Annotated in this window: 25 protein-coding genes and 1 tRNA gene; 16 read left to right on the top strand and 10 right to left on the bottom strand. The window is 61.1% G+C overall.

The genetic code is table 11. The features are described from left to right. Positions 1 to 71 precede the first annotated feature (71 nt). Both AB1462_RS20425 and AB1462_RS20420 read right to left on the bottom strand, forming a co-directional pair. Positions 72 to 2,066: a methyl-accepting chemotaxis protein gene (locus AB1462_RS20425; RefSeq protein WP_367247765.1), complete on the bottom strand. Its 1,995-nt coding sequence runs from the start codon at positions 2,064 to 2,066 to the stop codon at positions 72 to 74. Between the two features lie 141 nt (positions 2,067 to 2,207). Then, on the bottom strand, positions 2,208 to 3,203 hold the full coding sequence (locus tag AB1462_RS20420) for an aldo/keto reductase (protein WP_315338241.1): 996 nt from the start codon (positions 3,201 to 3,203) through the stop codon (positions 2,208 to 2,210). A 118-nt stretch (positions 3,204 to 3,321) separates the two neighbouring features. Between AB1462_RS20420 and AB1462_RS20415 the strand changes: the two genes are divergently transcribed. Continuing rightward, positions 3,322 to 4,233 carry a LysR family transcriptional regulator gene (locus tag AB1462_RS20415; protein ID WP_315338242.1) on the top strand — a complete coding sequence of 304 codons (912 nt, stop codon included), beginning with the start codon at positions 3,322 to 3,324 and terminating at the stop codon, positions 4,231 to 4,233. Here AB1462_RS20415 and AB1462_RS20410 read toward each other — a convergent pair. Further along, complete coding sequence (locus AB1462_RS20410; RefSeq protein ID WP_259192963.1) at positions 4,230 to 5,135, bottom strand: AraC family transcriptional regulator; 906 nt, start codon at positions 5,133 to 5,135, stop codon at positions 4,230 to 4,232. The genes AB1462_RS20415 and AB1462_RS20410 overlap by 4 nt on opposite strands. Positions 5,136 to 5,236: 101 nt before the next feature. Between AB1462_RS20410 and AB1462_RS20405 the strand changes: the two genes are divergently transcribed. The 6 genes from AB1462_RS20405 (at position 5,237) to AB1462_RS20380 (ending at position 10,018) form a co-directional block, all read left to right on the top strand. Continuing rightward, positions 5,237 to 5,797 (top strand): carboxymuconolactone decarboxylase family protein, encoded by a 561-nt coding sequence (locus tag AB1462_RS20405; protein WP_090403725.1) that lies wholly within the window; start codon positions 5,237 to 5,239, stop codon positions 5,795 to 5,797. A 40-nt stretch (positions 5,798 to 5,837) separates the two neighbouring features. Then, positions 5,838 to 6,899 carry an acyl-CoA dehydrogenase family protein gene (locus AB1462_RS20400; RefSeq protein ID WP_367247763.1) on the top strand — a complete coding sequence of 354 codons (1,062 nt, stop codon included), beginning with the start codon at positions 5,838 to 5,840 and terminating at the stop codon, positions 6,897 to 6,899. Next, complete coding sequence (locus tag AB1462_RS20395; RefSeq protein WP_090403730.1) at positions 6,896 to 7,699, top strand: ABC transporter ATP-binding protein; 804 nt, start codon at positions 6,896 to 6,898, stop codon at positions 7,697 to 7,699. The genes AB1462_RS20400 and AB1462_RS20395 overlap by 4 nt, the downstream gene beginning before the upstream one ends. Beyond that, positions 7,686 to 8,885 carry an ABC transporter substrate-binding protein gene (locus AB1462_RS20390; protein ID WP_259192961.1) on the top strand — a complete coding sequence of 400 codons (1,200 nt, stop codon included), beginning with the start codon at positions 7,686 to 7,688 and terminating at the stop codon, positions 8,883 to 8,885. The genes AB1462_RS20395 and AB1462_RS20390 overlap by 14 nt, the downstream gene beginning before the upstream one ends. Continuing rightward, complete coding sequence (locus AB1462_RS20385; protein ID WP_259192960.1) at positions 8,882 to 9,649, top strand: ABC transporter permease; 768 nt, start codon at positions 8,882 to 8,884, stop codon at positions 9,647 to 9,649. The genes AB1462_RS20390 and AB1462_RS20385 overlap by 4 nt, the downstream gene beginning before the upstream one ends. Before the next feature lie 180 nt (positions 9,650 to 9,829). Further along, the gene (locus AB1462_RS20380) at positions 9,830 to 10,018 is read left to right on the top strand and encodes a hypothetical protein (protein WP_027606724.1); all 189 of its coding nucleotides are present in this window, start codon (positions 9,830 to 9,832) and stop codon (positions 10,016 to 10,018) included. Here the strand turns inward: AB1462_RS20380 and AB1462_RS20375 are convergent. Further along, positions 10,015 to 10,395: a fe2+ zn2+ uptake regulation protein gene (locus AB1462_RS20375; RefSeq protein ID WP_090403736.1), complete on the bottom strand. Its 381-nt coding sequence runs from the start codon at positions 10,393 to 10,395 to the stop codon at positions 10,015 to 10,017. The two genes, AB1462_RS20380 and AB1462_RS20375, sit on opposite strands and share 4 nt — an antisense overlap. Positions 10,396 to 10,633: 238 nt before the next feature. On the opposite strand from AB1462_RS20375, the gene AB1462_RS20370 reads away from it, so the two are divergent. From AB1462_RS20370 to AB1462_RS20360, 3 genes are all read left to right on the top strand, one after another. Beyond that, the gene (locus tag AB1462_RS20370) at positions 10,634 to 12,922 is read left to right on the top strand and encodes an acylase (protein ID WP_367247761.1); all 2,289 of its coding nucleotides are present in this window, start codon (positions 10,634 to 10,636) and stop codon (positions 12,920 to 12,922) included. Between the two features lie 212 nt (positions 12,923 to 13,134). Next, positions 13,135 to 13,208 (top strand) — tRNA-Cys (locus AB1462_RS20365). 377 nt (positions 13,209 to 13,585) lie between these two features. After that, entirely contained in the window at positions 13,586 to 15,211 is a 1,626-nt protein-coding gene (locus AB1462_RS20360; RefSeq protein ID WP_259192955.1) for a methyl-accepting chemotaxis protein, read from the top strand. On the opposite strand, the gene AB1462_RS20355 is transcribed toward AB1462_RS20360, so the two are convergent. Further along, the gene (locus AB1462_RS20355; RefSeq protein ID WP_367247760.1) at positions 15,161 to 15,859 is read right to left on the bottom strand and encodes a Crp/Fnr family transcriptional regulator; all 699 of its coding nucleotides are present in this window, start codon (positions 15,857 to 15,859) and stop codon (positions 15,161 to 15,163) included. The two genes, AB1462_RS20360 and AB1462_RS20355, sit on opposite strands and share 51 nt — an antisense overlap. A gap of 99 nt (positions 15,860 to 15,958) precedes the next feature. On the opposite strand from AB1462_RS20355, the gene AB1462_RS20350 reads away from it, so the two are divergent. Further along, the gene (locus AB1462_RS20350; RefSeq protein ID WP_259192954.1) at positions 15,959 to 16,636 is read left to right on the top strand and encodes a hypothetical protein; all 678 of its coding nucleotides are present in this window, start codon (positions 15,959 to 15,961) and stop codon (positions 16,634 to 16,636) included. A gap of 113 nt (positions 16,637 to 16,749) precedes the next feature. On the opposite strand, the gene AB1462_RS20345 is transcribed toward AB1462_RS20350, so the two are convergent. Together AB1462_RS20345 and AB1462_RS20340 are read right to left on the bottom strand one after the other, a co-directional pair. Next, the gene (locus tag AB1462_RS20345) at positions 16,750 to 17,007 is read right to left on the bottom strand and encodes a hypothetical protein (protein ID WP_090403745.1); all 258 of its coding nucleotides are present in this window, start codon (positions 17,005 to 17,007) and stop codon (positions 16,750 to 16,752) included. Further along, positions 17,008 to 17,544 (bottom strand): GNAT family N-acetyltransferase, encoded by a 537-nt coding sequence (locus tag AB1462_RS20340; RefSeq protein ID WP_090409947.1) that lies wholly within the window; start codon positions 17,542 to 17,544, stop codon positions 17,008 to 17,010. A gap of 152 nt (positions 17,545 to 17,696) precedes the next feature. Here AB1462_RS20340 and AB1462_RS20335 point away from each other — a divergent pair, with 152 nt between their 5' ends. The 4 genes from AB1462_RS20335 to AB1462_RS20320 all read left to right on the top strand — a co-directional run bounded on the left by AB1462_RS20335 (position 17,697) and on the right by AB1462_RS20320 (position 21,032). Then, positions 17,697 to 17,849, top strand: coding sequence for a hypothetical protein (locus AB1462_RS20335; RefSeq protein WP_305392946.1), 153 nt, complete (start codon positions 17,697 to 17,699; stop codon positions 17,847 to 17,849). A gap of 282 nt (positions 17,850 to 18,131) precedes the next feature. Next, positions 18,132 to 18,740, top strand: coding sequence for a LysE family translocator (locus tag AB1462_RS20330; protein WP_090403747.1), 609 nt, complete (start codon positions 18,132 to 18,134; stop codon positions 18,738 to 18,740). 315 nt (positions 18,741 to 19,055) lie between these two features. Next, entirely contained in the window at positions 19,056 to 20,063 is a 1,008-nt protein-coding gene (locus AB1462_RS20325) for a GlxA family transcriptional regulator (RefSeq protein WP_367247759.1), read from the top strand. Between the two features lie 48 nt (positions 20,064 to 20,111). After that, a complete protein-coding gene (locus AB1462_RS20320; RefSeq protein WP_367247758.1) occupies positions 20,112 to 21,032 on the top strand; it encodes an ADP-ribosylglycohydrolase family protein in 921 nt (306 codons plus the stop codon). A gap of 246 nt (positions 21,033 to 21,278) precedes the next feature. On the opposite strand, the gene AB1462_RS20315 is transcribed toward AB1462_RS20320, so the two are convergent. Genes AB1462_RS20315 through AB1462_RS20305 form a run of 3 tightly spaced genes read right to left on the bottom strand, consistent with a single transcriptional unit; the run spans position 21,279 to position 24,447 of the window. Beyond that, positions 21,279 to 22,538: an FAD-dependent oxidoreductase gene (locus tag AB1462_RS20315; RefSeq protein ID WP_367247757.1), complete on the bottom strand. Its 1,260-nt coding sequence runs from the start codon at positions 22,536 to 22,538 to the stop codon at positions 21,279 to 21,281. A gap of 3 nt (positions 22,539 to 22,541) precedes the next feature. Beyond that, the gene (locus tag AB1462_RS20310) at positions 22,542 to 23,480 is read right to left on the bottom strand and encodes a dihydrodipicolinate synthase family protein (protein WP_367247755.1); all 939 of its coding nucleotides are present in this window, start codon (positions 23,478 to 23,480) and stop codon (positions 22,542 to 22,544) included. Positions 23,481 to 23,520: 40 nt separating this feature from the next. After that, positions 23,521 to 24,447, bottom strand: coding sequence for a 4-hydroxyproline epimerase (locus AB1462_RS20305; protein WP_259192947.1), 927 nt, complete (start codon positions 24,445 to 24,447; stop codon positions 23,521 to 23,523). Between the two features lie 211 nt (positions 24,448 to 24,658). Between AB1462_RS20305 and AB1462_RS20300 the strand changes: the two genes are divergently transcribed. Then, entirely contained in the window at positions 24,659 to 25,426 is a 768-nt protein-coding gene (locus AB1462_RS20300) for a helix-turn-helix domain-containing protein (protein ID WP_367247753.1), read from the top strand. Positions 25,427 to 25,994: the final 568 nt, after the last annotated feature.

Here is a 25,994-nt window from a genome sequence, read left to right as displayed (position 1 = left end):
CTCCTGTGTGGCTGTGAACTGTCAGAATAGTCCCACTCCCGCACATTGCACGGGAGTGTTTCAGCCATGTATCAGCGCACCTTGAAACGGCTCATCAACGCAATCACCCGGCCATTGGCGTCCAGCAGGCTCTGCGTGTTGGTTTCGGTGGCATGGCCGCTCTGCACCAGCTCTTCGACCATATGTCGGATATGCACCATGCTGCGGTTGATCTCCTCGGTCACCGCACTTTGCTGCTCGGCAGCGGTGGCGATCTGGGTGCTGAGGTTATTGATATGGCTGACCGAGCCGGCCATTTCGTCGAGGCCGGTGTTCACCCGTGCCGTGGCATCCGCCGCCGACTGGCAACTGGCTTGGGTGTTTTCCATGGCCGCCACCGATGAACTGACCCCGGTGGTCAGGCGCGCGAGCATTTCATTGATCTGCGAGGTGCTGGCCTGGGTACGCGCCGCCAGTGCACGGACTTCGTCTGCCACCACCGCAAAACCACGACCTTGCTCGCCGGCGCGTGCGGCTTCAATCGCGGCGTTGAGGGCCAACAGGTTGGTCTGGCCGGCAATCGCGCCGATCACGCCGAGGGTTTCGGTGATGCGCGCGGCGTCCTGGCGCATGTTCTCGACGGTGTGGGTGGCACTGGCGACTTCGCCGATCAGCGCACTGACGCTGGTGGACGCTTCACCCACCACCACGCGGGAGCGGTCGGCGTGTTCGTTGGCGCGCTGGGTGAACGAGGCGGTTTCCGCCGCGTTTTGCGCCACGGTATCGGCGGTGGAACTCATTTCGGTGATGGCGGTGACGGTCTGGTCGGTCTCCGAGGCGTGGCGCACCAGGATGCTGTTGGTGTGCGCCGAGGTGTGCTGCAATTGCTCAAGGCCCGATGACATGGCCCCGGTAGCTTGGGTCACTTCGCCGATCATGTCTTGCAGGTAGACGATAAAGCGGTTCACCGAATGGCCGATGGCGCCCAGTTCGTCTTCGGCGCGGATGGTGATACGCCGCGTCAGGTCGGCATCACCGGTGGACAGCGCGTCGATGTTGGTCTTCAGGGTTTTCATGCGCTGCACCAATTGGCGGATCGCATACACCGCCAGCAGCACCAGCAGCAACACCATGGGAATTTGCAGCAAGGCCAGGCTGCCGAGCACGTCATCGCGCTGGGCGGTGATCAATGAGGTGGGCAGGGCGGTGGCGAGGAACCACGGTGTGCCTTCGATAGGGCGCATGTAGAAGGTGCTGGCCACGCCCTGGTTGTCGAACTCGCTGCGCTGCAAGGCCTGGTCGCGATGGGCGAGGGCTTTGCTGACCTGGGAGGCAAAGGCCGAGGTGCCGGTCAATTCACTGATGTTCTTCAGGACCACCGGGCTGTTCAGGCGTGTGCTGTTGCTGATGATCTTGCCGTCGCCTTCGACGATCAGCATCTGCCCGCCGATGTCCTTTTCCTTGCTGGCAACCAAGTCGTTGAAGAAGCCGAGGGTCACGTCGATGGTGGCCACGCCGTACGCCGCGCCGTCACGCTGGATCGCCATGGCGCAGTTGGTGCGCGGCTCCTGGCTGGCGTCGTCCTTGTAGGCCGCGGCCCAGGCACATTGGCCGCGTGGCGAAGCGAGGCCGCCCTTGTACCAGCTCTGGTCGTAATAATTGGGGGCGGGGTCGCTGTTCCAGAACGTGTTCACCGCCAGCTTGCCCGACGCATCACGGTGCCAGAACGTACTGTGCTTGTTGCGCCCCGGCGTGCGCTGGTTGGGCAGCGGCCAGATACCGCCGCCGAACACCTTCAGCTCACCGTATTGGTCGACCAGGCCGGGCAGGACCTTGTCGATGGCATCGCTGTCGAGCAGCGGAATGGTTTGGGTGATGGTGCGTTGCTGGGACTGAACCTTGTTCAGTTCGCCCTGGATCTGTTCGGCCACCTCGCTGATGCGGTTGAGCACCACCTGTTCTTCGGTATGGCGCAGCGTGGGCGCGACCAACTGGCCGATACCGACGACGGTCAACACGAATAGCACCAGGACGAACAGCACCAGAAACAGGGTATAGCGAGCTTGAATGGAGCGCAGTGGGGGCATGGGGATCGTCCTTACGAAGCGTTTATTATCGACGCGGCTTTTTGGAGCTTCGTAGGGCTATCGGCTTGGCAAGGAAGAGCTTTAGGCGCAGTGGTACAAGAAAGCAGGAGCGCCGCTTAACGGTGCTCCTGTGCAGTCTGATCAGATGTCCAGCATCGCCATCACGGCTTCGGGATAGCGCAGGCCGGCAGTTGCATTGGCGGGAAAGAGTGCATCGAGTGCCGCCAGCTCGGCCGGGCTGAGGTCAATCGACACGGCGGCTACGTTTTCTTCCAGGTACTTGCGCTGCTTGGTGCCGGGGATCGGGACGATGTAGTCGCCTTGCGCCAATACCCAGGCCAGCGCCAGTTGCCCGGCGGTAACGCCTTTGTCCGCCGCCAGGGTTTGCACCTGCTGAACCAGTTGCAGGTTTTTGGCAAAGTTTTCCCCTTGGAAGCGCGGGTTGGTGCGGCGGTAGTCATCGGCGCCGAAGTCATCCGGGCTTTTCAGCGCACCCGTGAGGAATCCCCGGCCCAGGGGGCTGTAAGGCACAAACGCGATGCCCAGGCGTTGGCAGGCGGCGAGGCAGCCGTTGTCTTCCTGGTCGCGGCTCCACAGGGAATATTCGCTTTGCAGCGCACTGATGGGATGCACGTTGTGCGCCCGCTCCAGTGTTGCCGCCGAGGCTTCGCTCAGTCCCAGGTAACGCACCTTGCCCTGTTTGACCAGCTCGGCCATGGCGCCGACGGTTTCTTCGATGGCCACGTCCGGGTCGATGCGGTGCTGGTAGTACAGGTCCAGAGTTTCCACGCCGAGGCGCTGCAAGGTGCCGTTGATGGCGTCGCGGATGTACTCGGGACGGCCATTGACGCCGCGCAGCGCCGGGTTCGCCGGGTCACGCACGATGCCGAACTTGCTCGCCAGGAACACCTGGTCACGTTTGCCGGCGATGGCTTTGCCGATCAATTGTTCGTTGGTATGCGGGCCGTACATGTCGGCGGTGTCGAGAAAGTTGACGCCCAGTTCCAAGGCGCGGTGCAGGGTGGCGGTGGCCTCCGTGGTGTCGCTGCCGGGGGTGTAGAAATCAGTCATGCCCATGCAACCGAGGCCGATGGCGGAAACACGTGGGCCGTTTTTACCGAGTTGACGAGTGTGCATGGGGTTCAGCTCCTTTATATGAAGGCGTCCATTGTTGCTCTCGACAAAATCGGGATAAACAGGCTAAAACCACTATCACTATTCGTAATATCTAAATAATTGAAGGCGGGAGTGGCCCTTGGACCGTTTTAACGCGATGCGCGTATTCACTCGGATCGTCGAGCTGGGCGGGTTCGCCAAGGCCGCCGACAGCCTGCAATTGCCTCGCGCCTCGGTGACCGTCCTGATCAAGCAACTGGAATCGCACCTCGGCGTACAGCTGTTGCAGCGCACCACGCGCCAGGTCAGCCCGACCCTCGACGGCGCGGCGTATTACCAGCGTTGCGTGCAGTTACTCACGGACCTGGAAGAAACCGAGGCGGTGTTCTCCACCCAACGGCAGAACCCGCGCGGCGTCTTGAGTGTGGACATGCCTTCGGGCATCGGGCGCTTGATTGTGATTCCCGCGTTGCCGGCGTTCACCGCGCGCTATCCGCAGATCGAATTGGACATAGGCCTGAACGACCGCCCGGTGGACCTGATCCGTGAAGGTGTGGATTGTGTGCTGCGTGGCGGCCTGGCCCTGGATGAGTCGCTGGTGGCCAGGCCTTTGGCAATGATGGACCAGTTGACCTTGGCGAGCCCGGGGTATCTGGAACGCACGGGCATACCCGCGACCCTCGAGGACCTGGCCAATCACCAGATGGTCGAGTACGTCTCCACGGCCAGCGGCAAGCGGTTCGGCCTGGAGTTTCTGATCGGCAACGCCGTGCACCCGATCCATTTGTCCAAGCGCGTGGCGGTCAACAGCTCCGACGGCTATTTCGCCGCGTGCGAAGCGGGCTACGGCCTGATTCAGGCGCCGCACTATCACGCGATGCGGCAACTGGCCCAGGGCAGCCTGGTACCCGTGCTGGCGCAGTTGCCAGTGCCGAAAATGGCACTGACGGCGCTGTATCCGCCCCATCGTCAACTGTCACAGCGGGTGAGGGTGTTTGTGGATTGGCTGGTTGAGCTGTGCGGCCGGCCTGGCACCGGTTTGCAACGCTAGGCCTGGGCCTTGCGATAAGCGCCGGGCTGCTGCCCGGTCACTTTGTGGAAGGCTCGGGTAAACGCTGCCACGGACTGATAACCCACCGCCAGTGACACATCTGCCACCGTCTGGTCCTGTTTGAACAATTGGCAGGCGTGGCGCATGCGCATCATCAGCAGCACCTGGCCGGGCGACTGCCCGCACAATTCAGTGAAACGCTTGAAAAACGCCGAGCGCGACAAGCCGGTGCAGGTCGCCATGCTTTCCAGCGTCCAGGCGTCCGCCGGACGGGCGATCAAACGTTCCAGCAGGTTCGCGAACGCCGGCTGACGACCCAGTGCGGCCAGACCACCGAGTTCGTTGTTATCGAGCACTTGCTGGCGCAGTACATACAGGAACAGCAGGTGGCACAGGCGCTCCAGCAAGGCGCTAGAAGGTGCCGGGGTGCGTTTGCACTCTTGCAGGATCAGTTCGAACAGGTTGCGTGCCGCCGTCAGCGACGGGTCACCGGCCCGCAGGACGATCCACGCGGGCAGGGTATCGACGATCATCGCCGACAAACCGGACTGGAAGTGAAAGAACCCGCACACCAGCCCCACGCCGTCGCTGGCGCCGCTGTCCAGGGGCAGCATCGGGCGTCGTGGACATTCCCGCGCGCCGGCCGCCGTGGCTTCCCCGGACAACCGATACTCAAGGTCACGGAGCAGGAACACCGCGTCGCCGTTGTTCAACTCGACGGGCGTGGGTTCGCCGTCGATATGCAGCCAGCACTCGCCCTGCACGACCAGGTGGAAACTCGCTCGCGCCAGGCCGTGGGTGCTGGCGTGCCAGTCACCGCAGTAGCGCCCCACATGAAACAGGCTGGTGTTGAGTTCGAGGCTATCTAATAACCAATCGACAAGTGCACTGGAAGAATTCATCTAATGGAAAGACTCAAGAGCAAGTAATCGCTACTTTAGCCTATTGAGAGGATTTCTTATAACCAACAGACTGGATGCACGAACCCTCAGGAGACCGCTCCATGTCCCGTGTACCGCTGCTCACCCCGCAAACCGCGCCACCCGCCGCCAAGCCGTTGCTGGAAAACGCGCTGAAAGCCTCGGGTTTCATCCCCAACCTGCTGGCCGTGTTGGCCAATGCCCCGGCGGCGCTGGAAACCTACATCACCGTTTCGGGCCTGAACGCCAAGGCCGAGCTGAGCCTGGCCGATCGCGAAGTGGTGCAGTTGATTGCCGCCACCACCCACGGCTGCGATTTCTGCGTCGCCGGCCACACCGCCGTGGCGCGCAACAAGGCCAAGCTGCCGGAAGACGTCATCGACGCCTTGCGCCAGCGTGGCGAATTGCCCAACGCCCGTTATGAGACACTCGCCGCCTTCACGCGGGAAGTCATTGCTACCCGTGGCGATGTCAGCGATGCAGGGTTTGACGCGTTCCGCGCCGCCGGTTTCACCGAAGGCCAGGCCCTGGAAGTTATTTTGGGGGTGAGCCTGGCAACCCTGTGCAACTTCGCTAACGTGTTTGCCCGTACCCCGCTGAACCCGGAGTTGGCGCAATACCGTTGGGAAAAACCGGCCAGCTGAATGGCTGGTGGTCCCGCTGCTTTGACAAGGAGAAACATGAATGCTTGACCCAATCTTGAGCCGTTGGCTCGATGTTCAAGCGCAGGCCCTGGATGTGGGCAGTTGCGATCCCCAGGAAGTGCTGCCACGGCTGGCGCAAGCCAATGTGCTGCGTATCGGCGTGCCTAAAGCCTTCGGTGGACTGGGCGGCGATGTGGCGGGCGCGGTCGAGGCCATCGCCAATGTCGCCAGCCATTCGTTGGCGGCGGCCTTTGTGTGCTGGGGCCAGCGTTCGTTTATCGAGTATCTGTTGCAGAGCCCGAATGAGCGGCTGCGCGAGCAATTGTTGCCGGACCTGCTCAGCGGCAGGCTGGCGGGGGCCACCGGTTTGTCGAATGCGATGAAGTTCCTGTCGGGCATCGAGACGCTGCAGATCAGCGCCGAGCCGAACGATCACGGCTGGACCCTCAACGGTCGCCTGCACTGGGTGACCAACCTGCGCAAGAACGGCTTTGTGGCAGCGGCGGCGATCGAGCATACCGGCGGCGGCGCGCCGTTTATCCTGGCGATCCCGGATTCGGTGGCGGGCCTGCAACGTTCCGGCGACCTGGAACTGCTCGGCCTGCAATCGAGCAACACCGCAGCACTGGGCCTCGAAGGCGTCGAGCTGAGTCGCGACTGGTTGCTGCACGAGGATGCACGCAGGTTCCTGCCGGCCGTGCGTCCAGCGTTCCTCGGTTTGCAGTGCGGTATGTCGATCGGCCTGGCGCGTCGCTCGTTGGCGGAAGTCGCCAACCACTTAGGCGCTGCACGCACGGTGTTGCGCGAAGAGCTTGACGGGTTGCGCGTGACCTTGGATCACTGGGTGAACGAACTGAAGAGTGGCCTGCTCGCCGGGCGCTTCGCCGCTGAGCCGGTGCCGTTGTTCAAGTTGCGCATTGGCCTGGCCGAAACCGCCGCCAGCGCCGTACAGCTGGAATTGCAGGCCAGCGGTGGCAAGGCCTACCTCACAGCCCATGGCAGTGGGTTTGCGCGGCGCTGGCGTGAGTCGGCGTTTGTACCGATCGTCACGCCCAGCCTGGTGCAATTGCGCACCGAGTTGCAGCGCCAGGCCAACCTGTGAGCCGGGCGGTATTGAGTGCCCGGGGGATTTGCCTGGGGTATGCCAGCGGCCCGGTGTTGCAAGGCTTCGACCTGCAATTGCAGCGAGGTGAAGTGGTGTCGATCCTGGGTCCCAGCGGGGTCGGCAAGTCCAGCCTGTTGCGTGTGCTCGCCGGATTGCAGGCGCCCCAGGATGGCAAGGTGCAGGTGTTGGGCGAGCCGTTGAACGGACCCCATCCACGTGTCGCCGTAGCGTTCCAGGACCCGAGTCTGTTGCCCTGGTTGAGCCTGGAAAAGAACGTTGCGTTCGGCCTGGATTTCGCCCGCCAGCCGCACCTGAGCGCTGACGAGCGCCGCCAGCGCGTCGACCATGCCATCGCAGCGGTCGGCCTGGAGCGCGCACGCCAGCAATTTCCGTCACAGTTGTCCGGCGGCATGGCCCAGCGCACCGCGTTGGCTCGTTGCCTGGCGCGCCAGCCCCAGGTGCTGTTGCTGGATGAGCCCTTCGGTGCGCTGGATGAAGTGACCCGTGCCGATATGCAGCACCTGTTGCTTAAGGTCAACCGTGAGCAGGGTTCGGCGGCGGTGTTGATCACCCATGACATCGACGAAGCGCTGTTGTTGTCCGACCGCATCCTGCTACTGGGCAACCGCCCGGCGCGGACGCTGGGCGAATGGCGCATCGACCTGCCGCAACCGCGCGAAGAACAGGTAGAAGCCATCGGCGCTCTGCGCATCGAGATTCTTAAAACCCTACGGCAGGCGAGCCGCCCTCAACCCCAATCCCTTGACCTGCTGGAGCCCAGCCATGTGCCTGGATGACCTGACCCACTCGCGGCGTGACTTTCTCAAACTTTCCGCAGTCCTCAGTGCCGCCGGTGCCTTGCCGCTGCTGAGCAGCCTGCAGGCCCGTGCCGCCAGCGAGCCGGATGCGCCGGTGCGCATCGGCTACCTGCCGATCACCGACGCGACGCCCTTGCTGGTGGCACATAACAACGGCCTGTTCGAAGCCGAAGGCATCAAGGCCGAGCGCCCGGTGTTACTGCGCAGTTGGGCGCAGGTGATCGAGGCGTTTATCTCCGGGCAAGTCAACGTGATCCACCTGCTGTCGCCGATGACCGTGTGGGCGCGTTATGGCAGTCAGGTGCCGGCCAAGGTGGTGGCGTGGAACCATGTGGGCGGTTCCGGCCTCACCGTGGCACCGGGCATTACCGAAGTGAAACAACTGGGCGGCAAGTCGGTGGCGATCCCGTTCTGGTATTCGATTCATAACGTGGTGGTGCAGCAACTGTTCCGCGACAACGGCCTGACCCCGGTGGCGCGTGCCGCCGGTAGTGCGATTGGCGCCAACGAAGTCAACCTGATCGTGCTGCCGCCTTCGGACATGCCGCCGGCCCTGGCCAGCAAGCGCATCGACGGTTATATCGTCGCCGAGCCGTTCAACGCCCTGGCGGAGAACCTCAAGGTCGGGCGTGTGCAGCGGTTTACCGGGGATGTCTGGCGCAACCATGCCTGTTGCGTGGTGTTCATGCACGAACACGACCTGACCAATCGCCCGGAGTGGTCGCAGAAAGTGGTGAACGCCATCGTCAAGGCACAGGTCTGGACCCGTGATAACCGCGCAGAGGCGGTGAAGCTGCTGTCCAAGGACGGTCCGAACCGCTACACACCACATGCCGAGCCGGTGTTGAGCAAAGTCCTGGCGCCGACCGCTGCCGACCGCGCTGCCTACCTGGCTGATGGCGCGATCCAGCACGCCAACTGGGACGAGCACCGCATCGACTTCCAACCTTATCCATTCCCCAGCTACACCGAGGAACTGGTGCGGCGCTTGAAAGACACGCTGATCGAGGGCAACAAGACATTCCTCGCCGACCTGGACCCGGCCTTTGTCGCGAAGGATCTGGTGGATGACCGCTTTGTGCGCAACGCCATCGAAGCGGTCGGCGGCATGCGCACCTTCGGCTTGCCCGACGGCTTTGAGCGGACCGAGGAGATTGGCGTTTGAACAACCGCAGAATCCCGGGTTGGTTGCTCGGGCTGAGTGGCCTGGGCGGTTTGTTACTGCTGTGGTGGCTGGGGGTGAAGGTGTGGGGGGATGCGGGTGGCCTGTCGGCGCGTTTTTCGCTGGCGGCCACCTGCAGCAGCCTGTGGGAATTGCTGGGGCGCGGTGAGCTGTATCTGCATATCGCCGTGAGCCTCAAGCGTATCTTCGTCGGGCTGTTCCTGGCCTTGCTGGTGGGGGTGCCACTTGGGCTGCTGGTGGGCAGTTCGCGCAACCTGGAAGCGGCGACCACGCCAGCCTTCCAGTTTCTGCGGATGATCTCGCCGCTGTCCTGGATGCCCATCGTGGTGATGCTGATGGGGGTAGGGGACCAACCGATCTACTTCCTGCTGGCGTTTGCCGCAGTGTGGCCGATCATGCTCAACACCGCGGCCGGCGTGCGCCAGCTCGACCCGCGCTGGTTGCAGTTGAGCAGCAGCCTGAGCGCCACGCGCTGGGAAACCTTGCGCCGAGTGATCATCCCCGGTGTGGTGGGTCACGTGCTGACCGGCGTGCGGCTGGCCATCGGGATCCTGTGGATCGTGCTGGTGCCGTGCGAGATGCTCGGGGTCAGTGCAGGGCTTGGCTATTACATCCTGGATACGCGTGATCGTCTGGCCTATTCGGAACTGATGGCGATGGTGTTGTTGATCGGGCTGCTGGGGTTTGCCCTGGATGCGCTTGCACGCGGGTTGCATCAGCGGTGGGTGCATGGGGGGAGCCAGTGAAGACATAGCCTGAGCCCGGGGCCCCATTGCTGTCGTAGTGAGCGGCAGGTCGGACGAGCCAAAGCTTTTCATCACCTGTAACATAAGCCCCTGTCGACCTCGGTGTATCCCGTCGCCCGGGTATGCCCCGGCCTGTTCGGCGTTACACAGTGGATAATTCTTCCGGTTCAGGAACCCGTCATGACACAAAAGCAACGCTTGAAATACTCGATTCTGATCGCCCTGGCGGTACTGGCGACGATGTTTGGCCTGTCCTATCTGCAGAACATCGGGTTTATCAGTGAGAAGACGTTCCAGACCATCGCCATTGCCGTCGCCGTGGTCGTGGTGGTGATCAACGGCATCATGCGCCGCAAGGTCAAGCTCTAAGCCCGACCTTCGAGTACCTTCGCAGCCTCTTCATGGAGGCTGTAGCTTTTATCCGCATTGAGGGTGATCACCCCCTCGCTGCACAGGCGCTTGAGCACCTCGCGCACACTCAGGAACGACAACGGGATGCCCAGCGCCAGCAGGTGGCTGTGTACGCCGCGTACCCCCAGGGCGCGCTGGTTGTCGGCGGCGGTGAGCAGGGCGTCGATGACCTTCAGCCGAATCAGGCTGGTGCGTAAACCAAAACACTTGAGTAAATGCCGAATACGTTGGTTGCCTTGCTGTTCGGGCGATTTGCCGAATGCTTGCGCGCCGTTGCCAAAATTGGCTTCGGCGACCGATGAATGTCCGTCCGTGGGCACTTGCGGGTTGTACATGCAAAAAACTCCTTATCAGAGCCTGATCAGGAAAATGATGGCGCTCTTATCCAATAAGACGAACGAGCGAGCGAAATCATGAAGTGAGCGATGTAGAAATTTTGTCGGTATCGGTTTTGTCACATCTGTAGCGCCTTAAATAAACGTCTGGCCTGGTTAAATTCTTCGCGGTTTTTTGCGTCCTTACGGTGGGGTAGCAATCCCGGGTGAGGGTGTTCAATTTGACTGCGGAGTCTGTGTGATTATTTCCAACGGGTTGTCCAGGGTGTGCGTGGCGGGGCTGTTGCTGGGGTTGAGCCTGGCTGCATCGGCGCGGGAACAGGTGACGCAAGCGTCGGCGGACATCCGGCGTACCAGTTTCGGCGTGCCGCATATTCGCGCCAACGATGAGCGCGGCCTGGGCCTGGGCATCGGTTACGCCTATGCCCAGGACAACCTGTGCCTGCTGGCCAATGAAGTGGTCACGGTGAACGGCGAACGGGCCAGGTTCTTCGGCCCCGAGCAGTCGACCCTGGAAGAACGCAACAACCTGGCCAGTGATGTGTTTTTTACCTGGCTGAATACGCCGGGTGCCGTGGCGGCCTTCTGGAAGGCGCAAAGCCCGCAGATCCAGCAGCGCATGGAAGGCTATGTGGCCGGTTACAACCGCTACCTCAAAGAGCAGGGCGCGCCGGCCCAGTGCCAGGCCGCCTGGGTGCGGCCGCTGGTGGTTGAAGACCTGGTGAAATTGACCCGCAGGCTGTTGGTGGAAGGCGGGGTCGGCCAATTCGCCGAGGCCCTGGTCGGCGCCAAGCCGCCTCAGGTAACGGCGAGTGTGCAGCCCAGCGCCAAGGCGTTTGAACTGGCCGCCGCCAATCAACAGCGCTTCAGCCTCGATCGCGGCAGCAATGCCGTGGCGGTGGGGCGTGACCGTTCGTTTAACGGGCGTGGCATGTTGTTGGCCAACCCGCATTTCCCGTGGGTGGGCGGCATGCGTTTTTATGAAATGCACCTGACCATCCCCGGCCAGCTGGATGTGATGGGCGCCGCGTTGCCGGGCCTGCCGGTGATCAATATCGGCTTCAACCAGCATGTGGCGTGGACGCACACCGTTGATACGTCCAAGCACTTCACCCTGTATCGCCTGACGTTGGATCCCAAGGATTCCACGCGCTATCTGCTGGATGGAAAATCCATCCCCCTGGAAAAAACCTCGGTGACGGTGCAGGTCAAGCAAGCGGACGGCAGCATTAAACCGGTGACCCATCCGGTCTATAGCTCGCAGTTCGGCCCCGTGGTGCAATGGCCTGGCAAGCTGGATTGGGACAATCACTACGCCTTCAGCCTGCGCGATGCCAACCTGGGCAACGACCGCGTGCTGCAACAGTGGTACGCCATGAACCGCGCCACCAGCCTCAAGGACCTGCAAGCCTCGGTGCACACCCTGCAAGGCATCCCGTGGGTCAACACCCTGGCCGCCGATGACCAGGGCCAGAGCCTGTACATGAACCTGTCGGTGGTGCCCAACGTCAGCGCGGCCAAACTGGCGCAATGCAGCGACCCGCGTGCCGGCCTGCAGATGATCATGCTCGACGGTGCCCACAGCGCCTGCGCCTGGGACGTCGACCCGCGCGCCGCCCAGGCCGGCATCTTCCCCGCCGACCAGCTGCCGCAGCTGGAGCGTAGCGACTACGTGCAGCACTCCAACGATTCGGCCTGGATGGCCAACCCCAAGGCGCCGTTGACCGGCTTCTCCCCGGTGATCAGCCAGGACCACATCGGCCTCGGCCCACGCGCACGCTTCGCCGTGCAACGCCTGCAATCCCTGGAGGGCCGACCGATCAGCGTCGCCGACCTGCAAAACATGGTGATGGACAATGAGGTCTACCTTGCCGGCCAAGTCATGCCCGACCTGCTGGCGTTCTGCGCCAAACACCTCGGCACCGACACGGCTGCCCTGACGCCGCTGTGCACCAGCCTCAACGACTGGGACCGGCACGCCAACCTCGACAGCGGCCTGGGCCTGGTGCACTTCATCAACCTGATCGAACACCTGCAACAGATCCCCGATGCCTGGCGCGTCCCGTTCGACCCGGCCCAGCCCCTGACCACCCCACGCGGCCTGGCCATCGACCGTGCGCCCGTGGCCAAGGCCCTGCGCGAAGCCATGCTGGCCTCCACCGCAACCGTCGCCAAACTCGGCCTTGGCGCCGACACTAAATGGGGAGATGTCCAGGTCAGCGGCCAGACCCCAATCCACGGCGGCCCGCAGGCGCTGGGGATCTACAACGCCATGCAAACCGTGCCCCGGGCCGACGGCAAGCGCGAAGTGGTCAGCGGCAGCAGCTACCTGCAGATCGTCACCTTCGACGACCAGGGCCCACACGCCCAAGGCGTGCTCGCGTTTTCCCTGTCCAGCAACCCGGCCTCGACATACTCGAAGGACCAGACCCAAGCGTTCTCCGAAAAAAAGCTGCGCCCGCTGCCGTTCACCGACGCCCAGATCAAGGCCGACCCGCAGTACCAGCAGCAGCTCATCAAGGAGTAGGGCAGGCACGCAACCCCTTGATGCCAATGCGAAATATTTTTGAAATCAAGGGGTTGCAGGCAAAAGCAAATGAGTACATAATGGCGCCCATCGAACGCAACGAAGCATTAAAAACTTCAATGTATTCAATGAGTTAGAGTAGAGGCAGGGTTTTATAGCCCACTCAAGTTTTTATGCGGTGAATGTCAGCAGCAAGGGCGTTGATCGTTTGAGGCCGAGTAGCAAAATGGTTATGCAGCGGATTGCAAATCCGCCTACGCCGGTTCGATTCCGACCTCGGCCTCCACTCTTAGAAACCCCGTAGATTAACGTCTACGGGGTTTTTTATTGTTCGAAATAAGATGGTCGCGCCCGCACCCCCCCTCGATTCACGTGAGTCACTAAGGTTTGCGATGCTCCAGGGCAAGTGCATGTTTTGACGCCGGTCCTTTGAGTTGTTAAGGCTTCCAACCATATCCGGTAATGTGTTGGTCGGGGTCTAAGTTCATTTCTCGCTTTATTTGAGCGCTGTGGCCTACCTGCTGCTGATTACAATAATCCAATATAACGACGCTTAGTAATGCTGTGCGTTAATCGCACAAATTGGCTGTCGGGCAGTTAAAGTTTAGGCGGTCCGGGTGGATAGAAGTGTTACCCCTATTCATATGTTCCGGAGCGCTCCTAATGTTCACCCATCTCAAAATCCGTACGGGTATGGCTGGAGTCTTGTTGCTGTTCACCGTTGCCTTGCTGTACTCCGTGCTCACCAGTTGGTGGGCAGCAATGCGCAGCTTTGATCAAATTGATGAGTTGAGCCGCACGTCTAAGCAAATTGATGGAATCAATAATGCTTTCTTGCTGGCGATTCGTGCAAGCGCCAACGTATCGTCAGCCTTCATAGAGACCGTGGGCAGTCGCTTTGACGCCGCCGAGGCGCGCCTGGTGCGCAGTGAGGGTATCTGGACAGATGCGATGGCCAAGGTAACTTCTGCTACTGCTGATATTCGCGATCCCAAATTCGCGGCCTTGTCTGACGAGTTGAAACGGGCCTTTAGTGAATACGGCGAAGCCATCGCAGGTCAGCGAAAGGCCACCCGGGCACGCTCTGCCGACCAGTATTTCCAAGTCAATATCGACGCTGGCAACAGCATGACTAAGCTTCAGAAGATTCGGACGGATCTAGTGGCCGCGCTGGATGCCCGTGCCCAGGACATTACTGAAGATTCGGCAGGCCGCCTGAATAGTTCGCAGGCCCTGGCAATCGTCCTGGGTTTAGTCACTCTGGTGCTGGTGGTGCTGTGCTGGATATTTATCGCCGGACGCGTACTACGCCCATTGCGTGATGCCGGCGAGCATTTCAAGCGCATCGCCAGTGGCGACCTGACTCAGGAAGTGGGGGTGCCGAGCCGCAACGAGATTGGAGAACTTTTTGCAGAGCTGCAGCGTATGCAAGCCAGCTCCCGTGACACGTTGACCTTGATTAACGGGTCCGCTACCCAGCTGGCCTCGGCCGCTGAAGAACTTCACGCGGTGACAGAGGAAAGTAGCCGCGGCTTGCAACAGCAGGATCTGCAATTGGAGCAGGCCGCTGCAGCGGTCAACGAAATGACAAGCGCCGTGGAGGAGGTGGCACGCAATGCGGTTTCTACCTCCCAAGCAGCGACGGCCTCCAACACCCTGTCCGAAAAGAGCCGCCAGCAGGTCAGGCAGAACATAGACGGCACCTTATCGATGACTGCCGACATTCAGGACAGTGCTCGGCGCATCCAGCGTTTGGCCGAAGAAGTGCGCGACATTGGCAAGGTTCTGGATGTCATCCGTGCAGTGTCGGAACAGACCAACCTGCTGGCGCTCAACGCGGCGATTGAGGCGGCTCGTGCAGGTGAGGCTGGGCGTGGTTTTGCGGTAGTGGCGGACGAAGTGCGGACACTGGCCTATCGCACTCAGGAGTCGACCCGGGAAATTGAGCAGATGATCGGTAATGTGCAAAATACCGCTGAGCAGGCGGTCGAGTCGATGCGCAGCAGTGCGGCACGCGCTGATGGCGCCTTGGAGATCACCCAAGCCTCTGGAGTTGTGTTGGAGGATATATTCGTCGCTATCGGGGAGATTAACGAGCGCAACCTGGTGATCGCCACTGCCGCCGAAGAGCAGGCCCAGGTCGCGCGTGAAGTGGACAGCAACCTGGTTGCCATTCGCGATCTCTCGGCGCAATCGGCGGCCGGATCAATGCAGACCAATGCAGCCAGTCATGAGCTTTCACGTCTTGCCGTAGAGCTGACCAATCTGGTTGGACGGTTTCGGATCTGACATAAGCTGGGCCAAGGAGTCTGGATCGGTGAGATATACCCCACGATAGCGAAGTTCTAAATATCCAGACTTCTCCCAAATACGAAGTTGATTGTTAACGGTTTGCCGCGAAACCCCTAGCCGTTTCGCGAGTTCGCCTTGGGAAAGATTAATCACGGGAATCTCTCCTTGAGAATCAGCTGCCAGCCGAATGATTAGATTAGCCAGCCTGATGGGTAACGGAGAAAGCGCAGATCCTTCAATCCAGGAGAGTGCAGAGCGGAGCTTCCGGCAAACCAGTTGGCATAAAGCGGGCCATACTTCCGGATTTGATTGTGCGACTCGCCATAGGGCGTTACCTGGGAGGACTGCGATCTCCGACTGACAACAGGCATTCACCTCATAGTACCTGGGAAGGTTATCAATAAGAGGAACCTCCCCGAACCAATCCCCCGGTCGCAACGTCGCCAACGTCAGTTCATCGCCTCGGCTGCCAATGCTTGTAACTTGCAGGTTGCCACTCGTCACCTTAAACATTGTGGCTGGCTGGACACCTCTTGCGAACACAGCTTCGTGCGACACGAGATTTCGTCTTGAACAATGCGCAAGCAGCAGCCTGTCGATTTCAGCGGGCAGGACAAGCGACGGATCAGCGGAGAAAGGAGTCATGATCAAATGCCATAATTTGACAATTCGGCGGGTGCGCGCTTGATATTATCAGTAGTGCTTATCCACCCCAAGCCAAAAATTTTTCAAGGGAATCGCTATATGTATGTGGGTCATTTCGCCATCGGCCTGGCTTTAAAAGCCCGTTATCCGAAGATCCCAGCCATTCCGATCATGATGGGGGTCGGCTTCCTCGACCTGCTCGACGGTATCTTTATCATGCTGGGGCTGAACACGGTTACCCCCAATCTAAACAGTGGCCCCTACCTGTTCTTCGATTTGACGTTTATCGATTGGGATCATTCGCTGGTCGCCGCGCTATTCTGGTCAGCTGTGTGGGGATTGCTCTTCTTAAAGAATCGTCCCGTTGCTGTTATTGCTGGTTTGGCTGCCTTCTCCCACTTTATCGCTGATTGGCCGATGCATAATGCGGATTTAGCCCTCTACCCATTTTCTACCGAACATTATGGCTATGGGCTATGGGGTAAGCTCGGCAATATTTCCTGGTTGCTTGAGGGGTTATTCTCAGCAGTTTTGATGGGATATGCCTGGACACTCAGCGCACGTAAGGGAATTAGCCTTAAATGGCCCGCGCTGGTTTTGCTCTTACTGTTTCTCCAGTTATCACCCATCGCGTCGCCAATGAAAATTGCTGCACAGCTCCAAGAGCCCTACGCTCACTTGATTCACGGGTTTCTTGTTTCCGTGGGGTTCGTTATTCCTGGGTTATTGCTATCGTGGCTGATACGTCGGGAAGAAGAAAGTGCGAGCAAACCATAATCAAAGGCCCGATATAGCAACAGGCTTTAAAAGTAGGGCAAAGGCTCTGGCACCGTGTAAATAGTGGCGGCGCGGAATTGATGCTGATGCAACTATCTGATAAGTAAGTTGCTTCAGCCAATCACCTCAGACCTGTTAATACGCTGGCGCTTAACTTCACCTGCATACGCCACTATTTTGTCCTGCTGAGCCTTCAGCAACGCACATATCTTCTGCAATGCCATTGTGTCATTCGGCGCCTTGTCACTCGCCGCCAGGGTGGTCAGTTCCATCACCGACCATCCAATAACGGCCGCTGCATCTTCCAGGTCATAAAACAATTCCTGCTGGGCAGTCCTGGGTCCGTCGAGGCCCTGTATCAACTCTTTCATCTACTTCTCCGCCTGGTGCTGATTCAGTTCAAGGCCCATGACCACCATCCCTATTTCTGCCAAATCCGTGCTGAAGGGGATTTCACCGATCCGTCGAAACCCAAACCCTGCGTAAAATCGCTGGGCATTTGAATTGCTCTTAAGCACATCCAGCCACAGCAAGTGTTCAGCGCGCTGCACCGCCTGATCGCAGATAAACTGCAAAAGTTGCCTGCCATAGCCAAGCCCCGCAGCAGATTTGAGAAAGTAGATTTTTTGCAGCTCTGCACCCAGTTCACCGGTGATCGGTGCCGGCGTTGACCAGTTGACCTTGGCGAAGCCCAGGGGTGCACCCTCGTTGTCTGAGGCGATAAGCCACGAATGACGGGCGGGCCGGTCAAGTGAGCGGCTGAGCGAATCCCGTGAGAAATCCTGTTCGAGAAAGTCCTGCATGCCTGCGGGAGACCAGAGTGTCGAAAAATGCGCTTGATAGGTCTCGCAGCCGACCGCACGCAGGCTATCGAGATCGGCCTTAGTCGCTGCACGAATGTTGAGCATGTTCTTCCCCCGGTTAACGCGTACCCAATGAATTGACGTGTATCCACCCCCACACAAACCCTACCAAGACGTTACACGAAACCCGTGACGGACTTCAGTGGCGGCGGTCTTACTTTACGTACACCCAACCTTGTAAAGCAGAGAGCGTTGTCATGAAGTTGAATTACCTAACCAAGGCGGCTGTTGTTGTCGCGCTGTTGTCGACCTTGTCGGGCTGCTGGATATTCATGCCGCCGGGCGGTGGGGGTGGCCATGGCGGTGGTGGTCATGGTCAAGGCGGCGGCCCTGGTGGCGGTCCGCGTTAACGGTCAGTCAACGAGAGGTGGGCCATGAACAATGACCCACCTCTTTTTTTGCTCGGGATAAATCCCAGGCAAAGAAAAGCCCGCGATGGGGAGCACGGGCTAAAAGGGATGTTCATTAGGAGCTGGGTTCACCATAAGGGGGCGTCTGTGAAAGGTTTGTGAAAGCGCCTGAGCCATTTTGCACCAGAAGTGTATGCCTCGATCCGTGCCTGGCTGTACGGGGCGCCGCGGCGCATAACCCACTACTGTCGCAGGCATATCACACCGCTCGGATGCCGCACCATGTTCATGTCTACCAGCCTGTTGTCAGCCTTTGTGCTGTTCGCCTTCGTGTCCTCGATCACCCCTGGCCCGAATAACACCATGTTGCTCGCCTCGGGGGTGAACTTCGGGTTTCGCCGCTCGATGCCCCATGCGCTGGGGATCAGTATCGGTTTCATGCTGTTGGTGATTTCGGTCGGCCTGGGGCTGGGCGAAGTGTTCAAGGTATTCCCGTGGGCCTACACGGTGTTGCGCTACGTGGGGGCGGCGTACTTGCTGTACCTGGCCTGGAAGATCGCCACGGCGGGCGGCATGTCCGATAGCAATGATGAACACGGCAAGCCCATGACCTTCCTCGGCGCGGCGGCGTTTCAGTGGGTGAACCCCAAGGCGTGGATCATGGCGCTGGGGGCCATCACCACCTATACGCCGGCTGAGGGGTATGTCACCAACGTGCTGGTGATTGCGTTGGTCTTTGCCGTGGTCAACTTGCCCAGCGTGTGCGTGTGGGTCGGATGTGGCAGCGGCTTGCGTAATGTGCTGCGCGAGCCGCGCTGGTTGAGGCTGTTCAATTGGTCCATGGCCGGGCTGTTGGTGCTGTCGCTGTACCCGATGTTGTTTGCCGGCTAGGCGTCAGACCGGCGAGATGGTCGCCAGCAGGCCGATGCCGATGGTCAGCACTAAAAAACCGAACAGGAAAATCGCCATCTTGGTCATAAGGCCTCCGAAGGGAAGGGGGTGGGGATGTGGGCTATTGTCCGCCCGGTCGGGTTTTCAATACAGGCGCAGATAACAAAGAAAAAACCGTATCAGATGCGCTTGCGAGTGTTCTGTCACGGGCTTTTGGGGCCTGTGGTTTTTTCAAGATCAGTGCCTGAGACAGCCAGCGTTTTTCCCCCTAAGATGGCGCCCATTGCATCAACAATAAAAGTGGGCCAACCCTCGATGGAAAGACGCCAGTTCAGCGGTGGCATGAAAGGCAAGAACCTGCGCTACCTCAACGAAACCTCCCAGCCGGCGGCGGTCACTCGCGTCGGCTTCCTGCTGCTCGAACATTTCTCCCTGCCAGCATTCACCCAGACGCTCGACACCGTGGTCACCGCCAACCTGCTGCGGCCTGATCTGTTCGCCACGCGTACCTTCGGTTGTGACGACGGGGAAGTGATCAGCGACCTGGGCCTGGTGATCCGCCCGGATGCGCGTCTCGATGCCTCTGCGCTGCACGGCCTGGATCTGTTGGTGATCTGCGGCGGTTTTCGCACCGAGCTCAAGGCCGACGACCACTTGATCCAACTGCTGCGCAGCGCCGCCGAGCAGGACGTGAGCCTCGCGGGGTTGTGGAACGGCGCATGGTTCCTCGGCCGTGCCGGCCTGTTGCAAGGCTACCGCTGCGCCATCCACCCCGAACACCGCCCGGCCCTGGCGGAAGTGTCCAAGGCCACCCACGTCACCAGCGAACCCTACGTGATCGACCGCGACCGCCTCACCGCGTCGAGCCCCTCCGGTGCCTTCCACATGGCCCTGGACTGGATCAAAAGCTTGCACGACAAGGCTCTGGTCGAAGGTATCGAAGACATCCTGGCCTTCGAAGAGTCGCGTTACCGGCGCATCAAACCCACCGAAAACGTCAGCGTCAGCGCGCCCCTGCGCGAAGTGGTGAAGCTGATGGACGCCAACCTCGAAGAACCGCTGGAGCTCGACCAACTCGCCGTCTATGCCGGCCGCTCGCGCCGCCAACTGGAGCGCCTGTTCAAGGAACAACTGGGCACCACGCCGCAGCGCTACTACATGGAACTGCGCGTCACCGAAGCACGCCGGTTGTTGCAGCACACCGAACTGTCACAGGTGGAAGTGCTGGTGGCGTGCGGGTTTGTCTCGCCGAGCCACTTCAGCAAGTGCTACAGCTCATATTTCGGATATCGCCCCTCCAAGGAGAAGCGGTTGGTCAAGTAAAGTGGCTGCCGTTTCATGCATCCCGGCATGATTTTTCAAGGAAGACCGATGTCTCTGACACGTTTGGATCGTTATCGCGGCAGTCTGCTGGGCTTGGCCTGTGGTGATGCAGTTGGTACCACGGTCGAGTTCATGCCCCGTGGCACCTTTACACCGCTCACCGATTTGGTGGGAGGCGGGCCTTTCAGCCTCAAGCCTGGCCAGTGGACCGACGACACCTCAATGGCGCTGTGCCTGGCTGAAAGTCTGCTGCGCAAAGAGGGTTTTGACGCGGCAGACCAGATGGGCCGCTATCTGAATTGGTGGAAATGGGGCTATTTGAGCTCCACCGGCGACTGCTTCGATATTGGCCTGACGGTTAGCAATGCGCTGACGGCCTATCAAGACAGTGCAAACCCATTTTCAGGCTCTACGGATCCGTATTCCGCCGGGAATGGTTCGATGATGCGCCTCGCACCGGTGGTGTTGTTTTACTTTCCTGACCTTCAACGTATCCGCCATTACGCCGCCGAAAGCTCGCGCACCACTCACGCGGCTCAGGAGGCCATCGAATGTTGCCTGGTGCTGGCACAGGCAATCAGCAATGCGCTTGAGGGTGTTTCAAAGGATCAGGTATTGCACTTGGCGCACATGGACCTCGTGACCGCCAAAGTCGCCGGCATTGCGAAAGGGGACTACCGGGAGAAGTCACGTGATGACATCGTCGGCACCGGCTACGCCGTTGCCTCGCTTGAGGCGGCACTCTGGTGCTTCCAGCATACCGACAGCTTTGCGGCGGCAGTGCTGATGGCGGCCAATTTGGGCGATGACGCGGACACTACCGCAGCCATCGTTGGCCAACTGGCCGGTGCGTATTATGGCGCCCAAGCGATTCCTGGCGGCTGGTTGGAAAAGCTGTGGATGCGCGAGGAAATCCAAGGCATGGCGGATGCCCTGTTGGCGGCCGCGACCCGAAATCTCGTTCAGTGAAACGAGCACCGTCTGCAAAACCCTGAAGCTCAAATGTGGGAGTTGTCGAGCTGAATTGTGGCGAGCGGGTTTGTCCCGCGTGGGGCTGCGCAGCAGCCCCAAAACCAGGCGCAGAGGAGTGCCTGATACACCGCATTCGCCTTCATCAGGGGCGCTTCGCCCCCCAACGCAGGCGGTGCGACGATTCGACAAGCCCGCTCGCCACAGAGGTCCCAGTTTGCTGCGCGACAGCGCTGCGTCGAAGATTCAAAACCGCTCCAGTCGATAGGGCGCAAGCGCCGGCAACCCTGAACACACAGGCGCCACTGAGGCCAATTGCCCCACCATCTCCGCCGTCACCGCCGCCTGGGTCAGCCCCAAATGCTGATGCCCAAACGCAAGCAGCACCTTCCCGTCACACACCCGATCAATAATTGGCAGCGAATCCGGCAGCGACGGTCTGAAGCCCATCCACGGCGTCGCATCCTCGACGCTCAGGTCCTCAAGAAACAGCCCCCGGCTCAACCGATGCAACTGCCACGCGCGGGCCATGTTCGGTGGGCGGTCGAGGCCGGCGAATTCAACGGTGCCGGCCAGGCGCAGGCCGCCTGCCATTGGGGTCATGATGAACTTGCGTTCCAGGGACGTGACGGCAAACGGCAGGCGTTGTTGTTCATGGGGCAGCATCAGGTGATAGCCCCGTTCGGTGTCCAGCGGGACTTTCTTGCCGGTCAGGGCGGCGGTGAGCTTGGCCGAGTGGGCGCCGCAGGCGATCAGTACCTGGCGGGCGGCAAAGGTGCCTTGATCGGTGTTCACGGTGACGCCGTCGGCTTCAACCCGCGCATCCAGCACCTGACGTTTGAGGAACTGCACGCCACTGGCCTTGGCCGCCTCCACCAGTTCGCAGACCAGTTGGTAAGGATCGAGGAAGTGCCCTGTCCCTGGGAAAAACAGGCCGCCCTGGATCTGCGTGCTCAATTGCGGGGCCACCTCGCGTATGGCATCCCCCGACCAGAAATCCACCGGCACGTTTTGCGCCTGCATGCGGCGTTGCAACCCATCGATGGCTGCGCGCGAGTCCGAACGTTCGAATACCAGCAGCGAGCCGTCTTCACGCAACAGGTGCCCGCGCTGGAGGCTTGCCAGCAAACGCTGCCAGGCGCCGAGGCTTGCTTCATTGAGCGCGCGAATCCCCGTCACCGTGCGCTGGTAATTCGCCGGGCGCAGGTTCAGCAGCAAGCGGATAAACCAGGGCAGGGCGCGCGGCAGGTATTTCCAGTCCAGGCGCAGCGGGCCCATGGGGTCCATGAGCATGGCGGGCAAGCGCTTGAGGATCGACAGGTCGGCGATCGGGAACACCTGTTCGGTCGCCAGGTGCCCGGCGTTGCCATAGGAGGCGCCCATGCCGGGTGCCTGCTGGTCGATCACCAGCACTTTGCGCCCCTGGCGCGCCAGCTGCAGGGCGCAGGCAACGCCAATGATGCCGGCTCCGATTACGGCGATATCTGCAGGGTCAGGGTCGTGCATCAGCTACGCCTCTCTCGACCAGTTGGCATACCACTGGCGAAACAGCGCGTACTGATGCTCGGCGTAACGCCGCTGGGCATCGCTGAGCACATCGGTCTCGTTGAAGTGCAGGGCGTAGCCCTGGTCGCCGTTGAGTACCATCAGGTGCTTGTAATACAGCACCAGGTCGCAGCCTTCGTCGAAGGACGACAGCACCGCCAGCGCGGCTTCCAGCTCACGGGCCAGGCGCCGGGCCTTGGCATCGCCCTTGGCCGCTTGCTTGCTCAGGGCCACCAATTGCAGTACTTCGCGGGGCAAGGCATTGCCGATACCGGTGATCGCGCCGGTGGCGTTGCAGTTGACGAAACCGTGCACCACCTGGGTATCGACGCCGACCATCAGGGTCACGCTGTCGTCCTGGGACGTGATGTGTTCGGCGGCGTAGCGCAGGTCGGCGCCGCCACCGAACTCCTTGAAGCCGATCAGGTTCGGGTGTTCGCGGCGCAGTTCGAAGAACAACTCCGCGCGGGTGGCGAAGCCGTAGTAGGGGCTGTTGTAGATCACCGCCGGCAGGTTGGGCGCGGCCTTGAGGATCGCCGAGAAATGCGCCTTTTGCGCGGTGGCCGAAGCGCCACGGGACAGCACGCGCGGAATCACCATCAAGCCATGGGCACCGACCTTGGCCGCGTGGGCGGCGTGGGCCACTGCCTCGCGGCTGTTCACCGCGCCGGTACCGACAATGGTCGGCACGCCGGCCGCCACCAGGCGCGCCACGCCTTCCTGGCGTTCGGCTTCGGTGAGTAATGGCCAGTCGCCCATGGAGCCGCAGTACACCACGGCGCTCATGCCGGTATCGATCAGCTCGCGGCCCTTGGCGACCAGCGCGTCGAAATCCGGCTTGCGCGCGGCGGTGCACGGGGTCATCAGCGCGGGGATGCAGCCGGTGAAGATGTTGTCGCTCATGGTGCTAGCTCCTTACAGCGTTCAATCAAAAGGGAGGGGCTCAGATGCCCCAGGCAAACGGGTCTTGCTCGTCGATCAGCAAGGTGCTGTCGGCGGTCATGTAGGCGCGGCCGGTGATGAAGGGGATCACACGTGTGCCGTCCCATTCATAACGGCCTTCAAAGCGGCTGCCGGTAATGCTGGCTTGTACCCAGGTTGCACCGGGGGCGAGTTTGGCGTCGGCTGCCAGGCACGCCAGCTTGGCGCTGGTGCCGGTGCCGCAGGGTGAGCGGTCATAGGCTTTGCCGGGGCACATGACGAAGTTGCGGCTGTTGGCGTCGGCGTCGTCGGCGAACAACTCGATATGGTCGATCAGGGCGCCGTCTGCGCCATGGATGCCCTGGGCCTCGAGGGCCTTGAGCATCGCCCAGGTGTAGTCGGTGAGGGCGTCGACGTTGTTCATCTCCAGCGCCATGCCGTGCTCGGAAACCAGGAAGAACCAGTTACCACCCCAGGCAATATCGCCCTGGACTGCGCCATGGCCCGGCACATCCACCGTTACCTGCTGGCGGTAGCGATAGGCAGGCACGTTGCGCAGGGTCACGGCGCCGTCGTCGTGCAACGTGGCGACCACCGGCCCCACCGGGGTGTCGAGGGTATGCACGCCCGGCTGGATGCGCCCCAAGTGGTGCAGGGACGCCACCAGGCCGATGGTGCCGTGGCCGCACATGCCCAGGTAACCGGCGTTGTTGAAGAAGATCACCCCGCAGGTGGCGCCTGGGGTGACGGGTGCGCAGTACAGCGCGCCGACCAGGACGTCATTGCCACGCGGCTCCAGCAGGCAGGCGCGGCGCCATGGGTCGTGCTCGGTGCGTAGGTTTTCCAACTGGTCGGCGATGCTCGCACCCTTGAGCGCGGGGAAGCCGGTCATCACCAGGCGCGTGGGTTCGCCGCCGGTGTGGGAGTCGATCACATGCAGTCGCTTCATAACGCGCGCCCTCTATGAAAGCTGTGGGGGGCCTTCTTGTGAGTGTATGGATAGGTATGCAGCGGCCCTATCGTGAACGCGCAAGCGCGGCGGCGATTGATGTTTTTTGCCGGCAACGATGACGAATTCAGCACAGTTCGCCACGCTCGACAGCACCCCGGGCATGGGGCAATCTGCTTGCCATCGAGGTGAAAGGCGGGGAGTGACACTCATGCTTCAAAGCGCGTTTGCGAGCCTTTGCCAAGGGCACGGGGCTAGCCCTCCCCACAGCATCGAGCAGCTATTAGCCGGTGTGGTGCAACTGCTGCCGATGCTGGACGTGATCCCCAATGCCGCCATCTTCATCAAGGACCTGGACGCCCGTTACGTCCTCGCCAACCGCACCCTGGTGCAACGTTGCGGCCTCAAGCAGTTGCAGCCGTTGCTGGGCAAGACCAGCGCCGACGTCTTTCCCGCGCAATTGGGGCCGGGCTACACCGAGCAGGACCGGCGCGTGCTGGAGCAGGGCTTTGTGCTGGAAGACCAACTCGAACTGCACCTCTACGGCAGCCGAGAACCCGGCTGGTGCCTCACCCACAAATGGCCGCTGTACAACCACGAGGGCCGCATCATCGGCCTGGCCGGGATCTCGGTCGACCTGCAATCGGCCAGCCAAACCCACCCGGCCTACCAACGCCTGGCCGCCGTGGACGAGCACATCCGCACGCACTTCAATCGTCGCGTCACCCTTGGCGAGCTGACGCGCATCGCCGGGATTTCCGTGGCGCAACTGGAGCGCTACTGCAAGCGCGTGTTCCACCTGACGCCCCGGCAGATGATCCAGAAAGTGCGCCTGGAACACGCCCATCGTCTGTTGCACAGCGACATGCCGATTACCGAAGTGGCGCTGCAATGCGGCTATACCGACCACAGCGCGTTTACGCGGCAGTTCAAGGCGTCGACCGGGTTTACGCCGAGGCAGTATCGGGAAACCTGCTGAGCACCCGACTCGATTCCCTTGCGTAGATACCGTCTTATCCAGCACCGCGTAAAACCCCGTAGCAGCTGCCGAGCCCCGGCGAGGCTGCGTTGGCCGCGGCTCGAGCTTGAGTCGGTAGCGCGCCTGACGCAGCCTCGCTTGCGCTCGGCAGCTGCTACGGGGGGAGGCCTTGATGGGGTTGGCATTCGCAGCTGCCGAGCCCCGGCGAGGCTGCGTTGGCCGCGACTCGAGCTTGAATCGGCAGCGCGCCTGACGCAGCCTCGCTTGCGCTCGGCAGCTGCTACGGGGGGAGGCCTTGATGGGGTTGGCATTCGTAGCAGCTGCCGAGCCCCGGCGAGGCTGCGTTGGCCGCGACTCGGGCTTGAATCGGCAGCGCGCCTGACGCTGCCTCGCTTGCGCTCGGCAGCTGCTACGGGGGTGGGCCTTGATGGGGTTGGTATTCGTAGATACCGTCTTGAACCTCACCGGACAAGAGCAAAATTCGGGTCATAAGGCTGGCCCGACTTGAGCACGGCGTAAACAAAATGCAGCAGCTTGCGCATCGCAGCACAAATGATCTGCTTGGGGG

Source organism: Pseudomonas sp. SB113, from assembly GCF_040754745.1.
Classification (GTDB): domain Bacteria; phylum Pseudomonadota; class Gammaproteobacteria; order Pseudomonadales; family Pseudomonadaceae; genus Aquipseudomonas; species Aquipseudomonas grimontii.
Note: the sequence above shows the minus strand (reverse complement) of the source record. Positions and strands in the feature narration are given on the sequence as shown.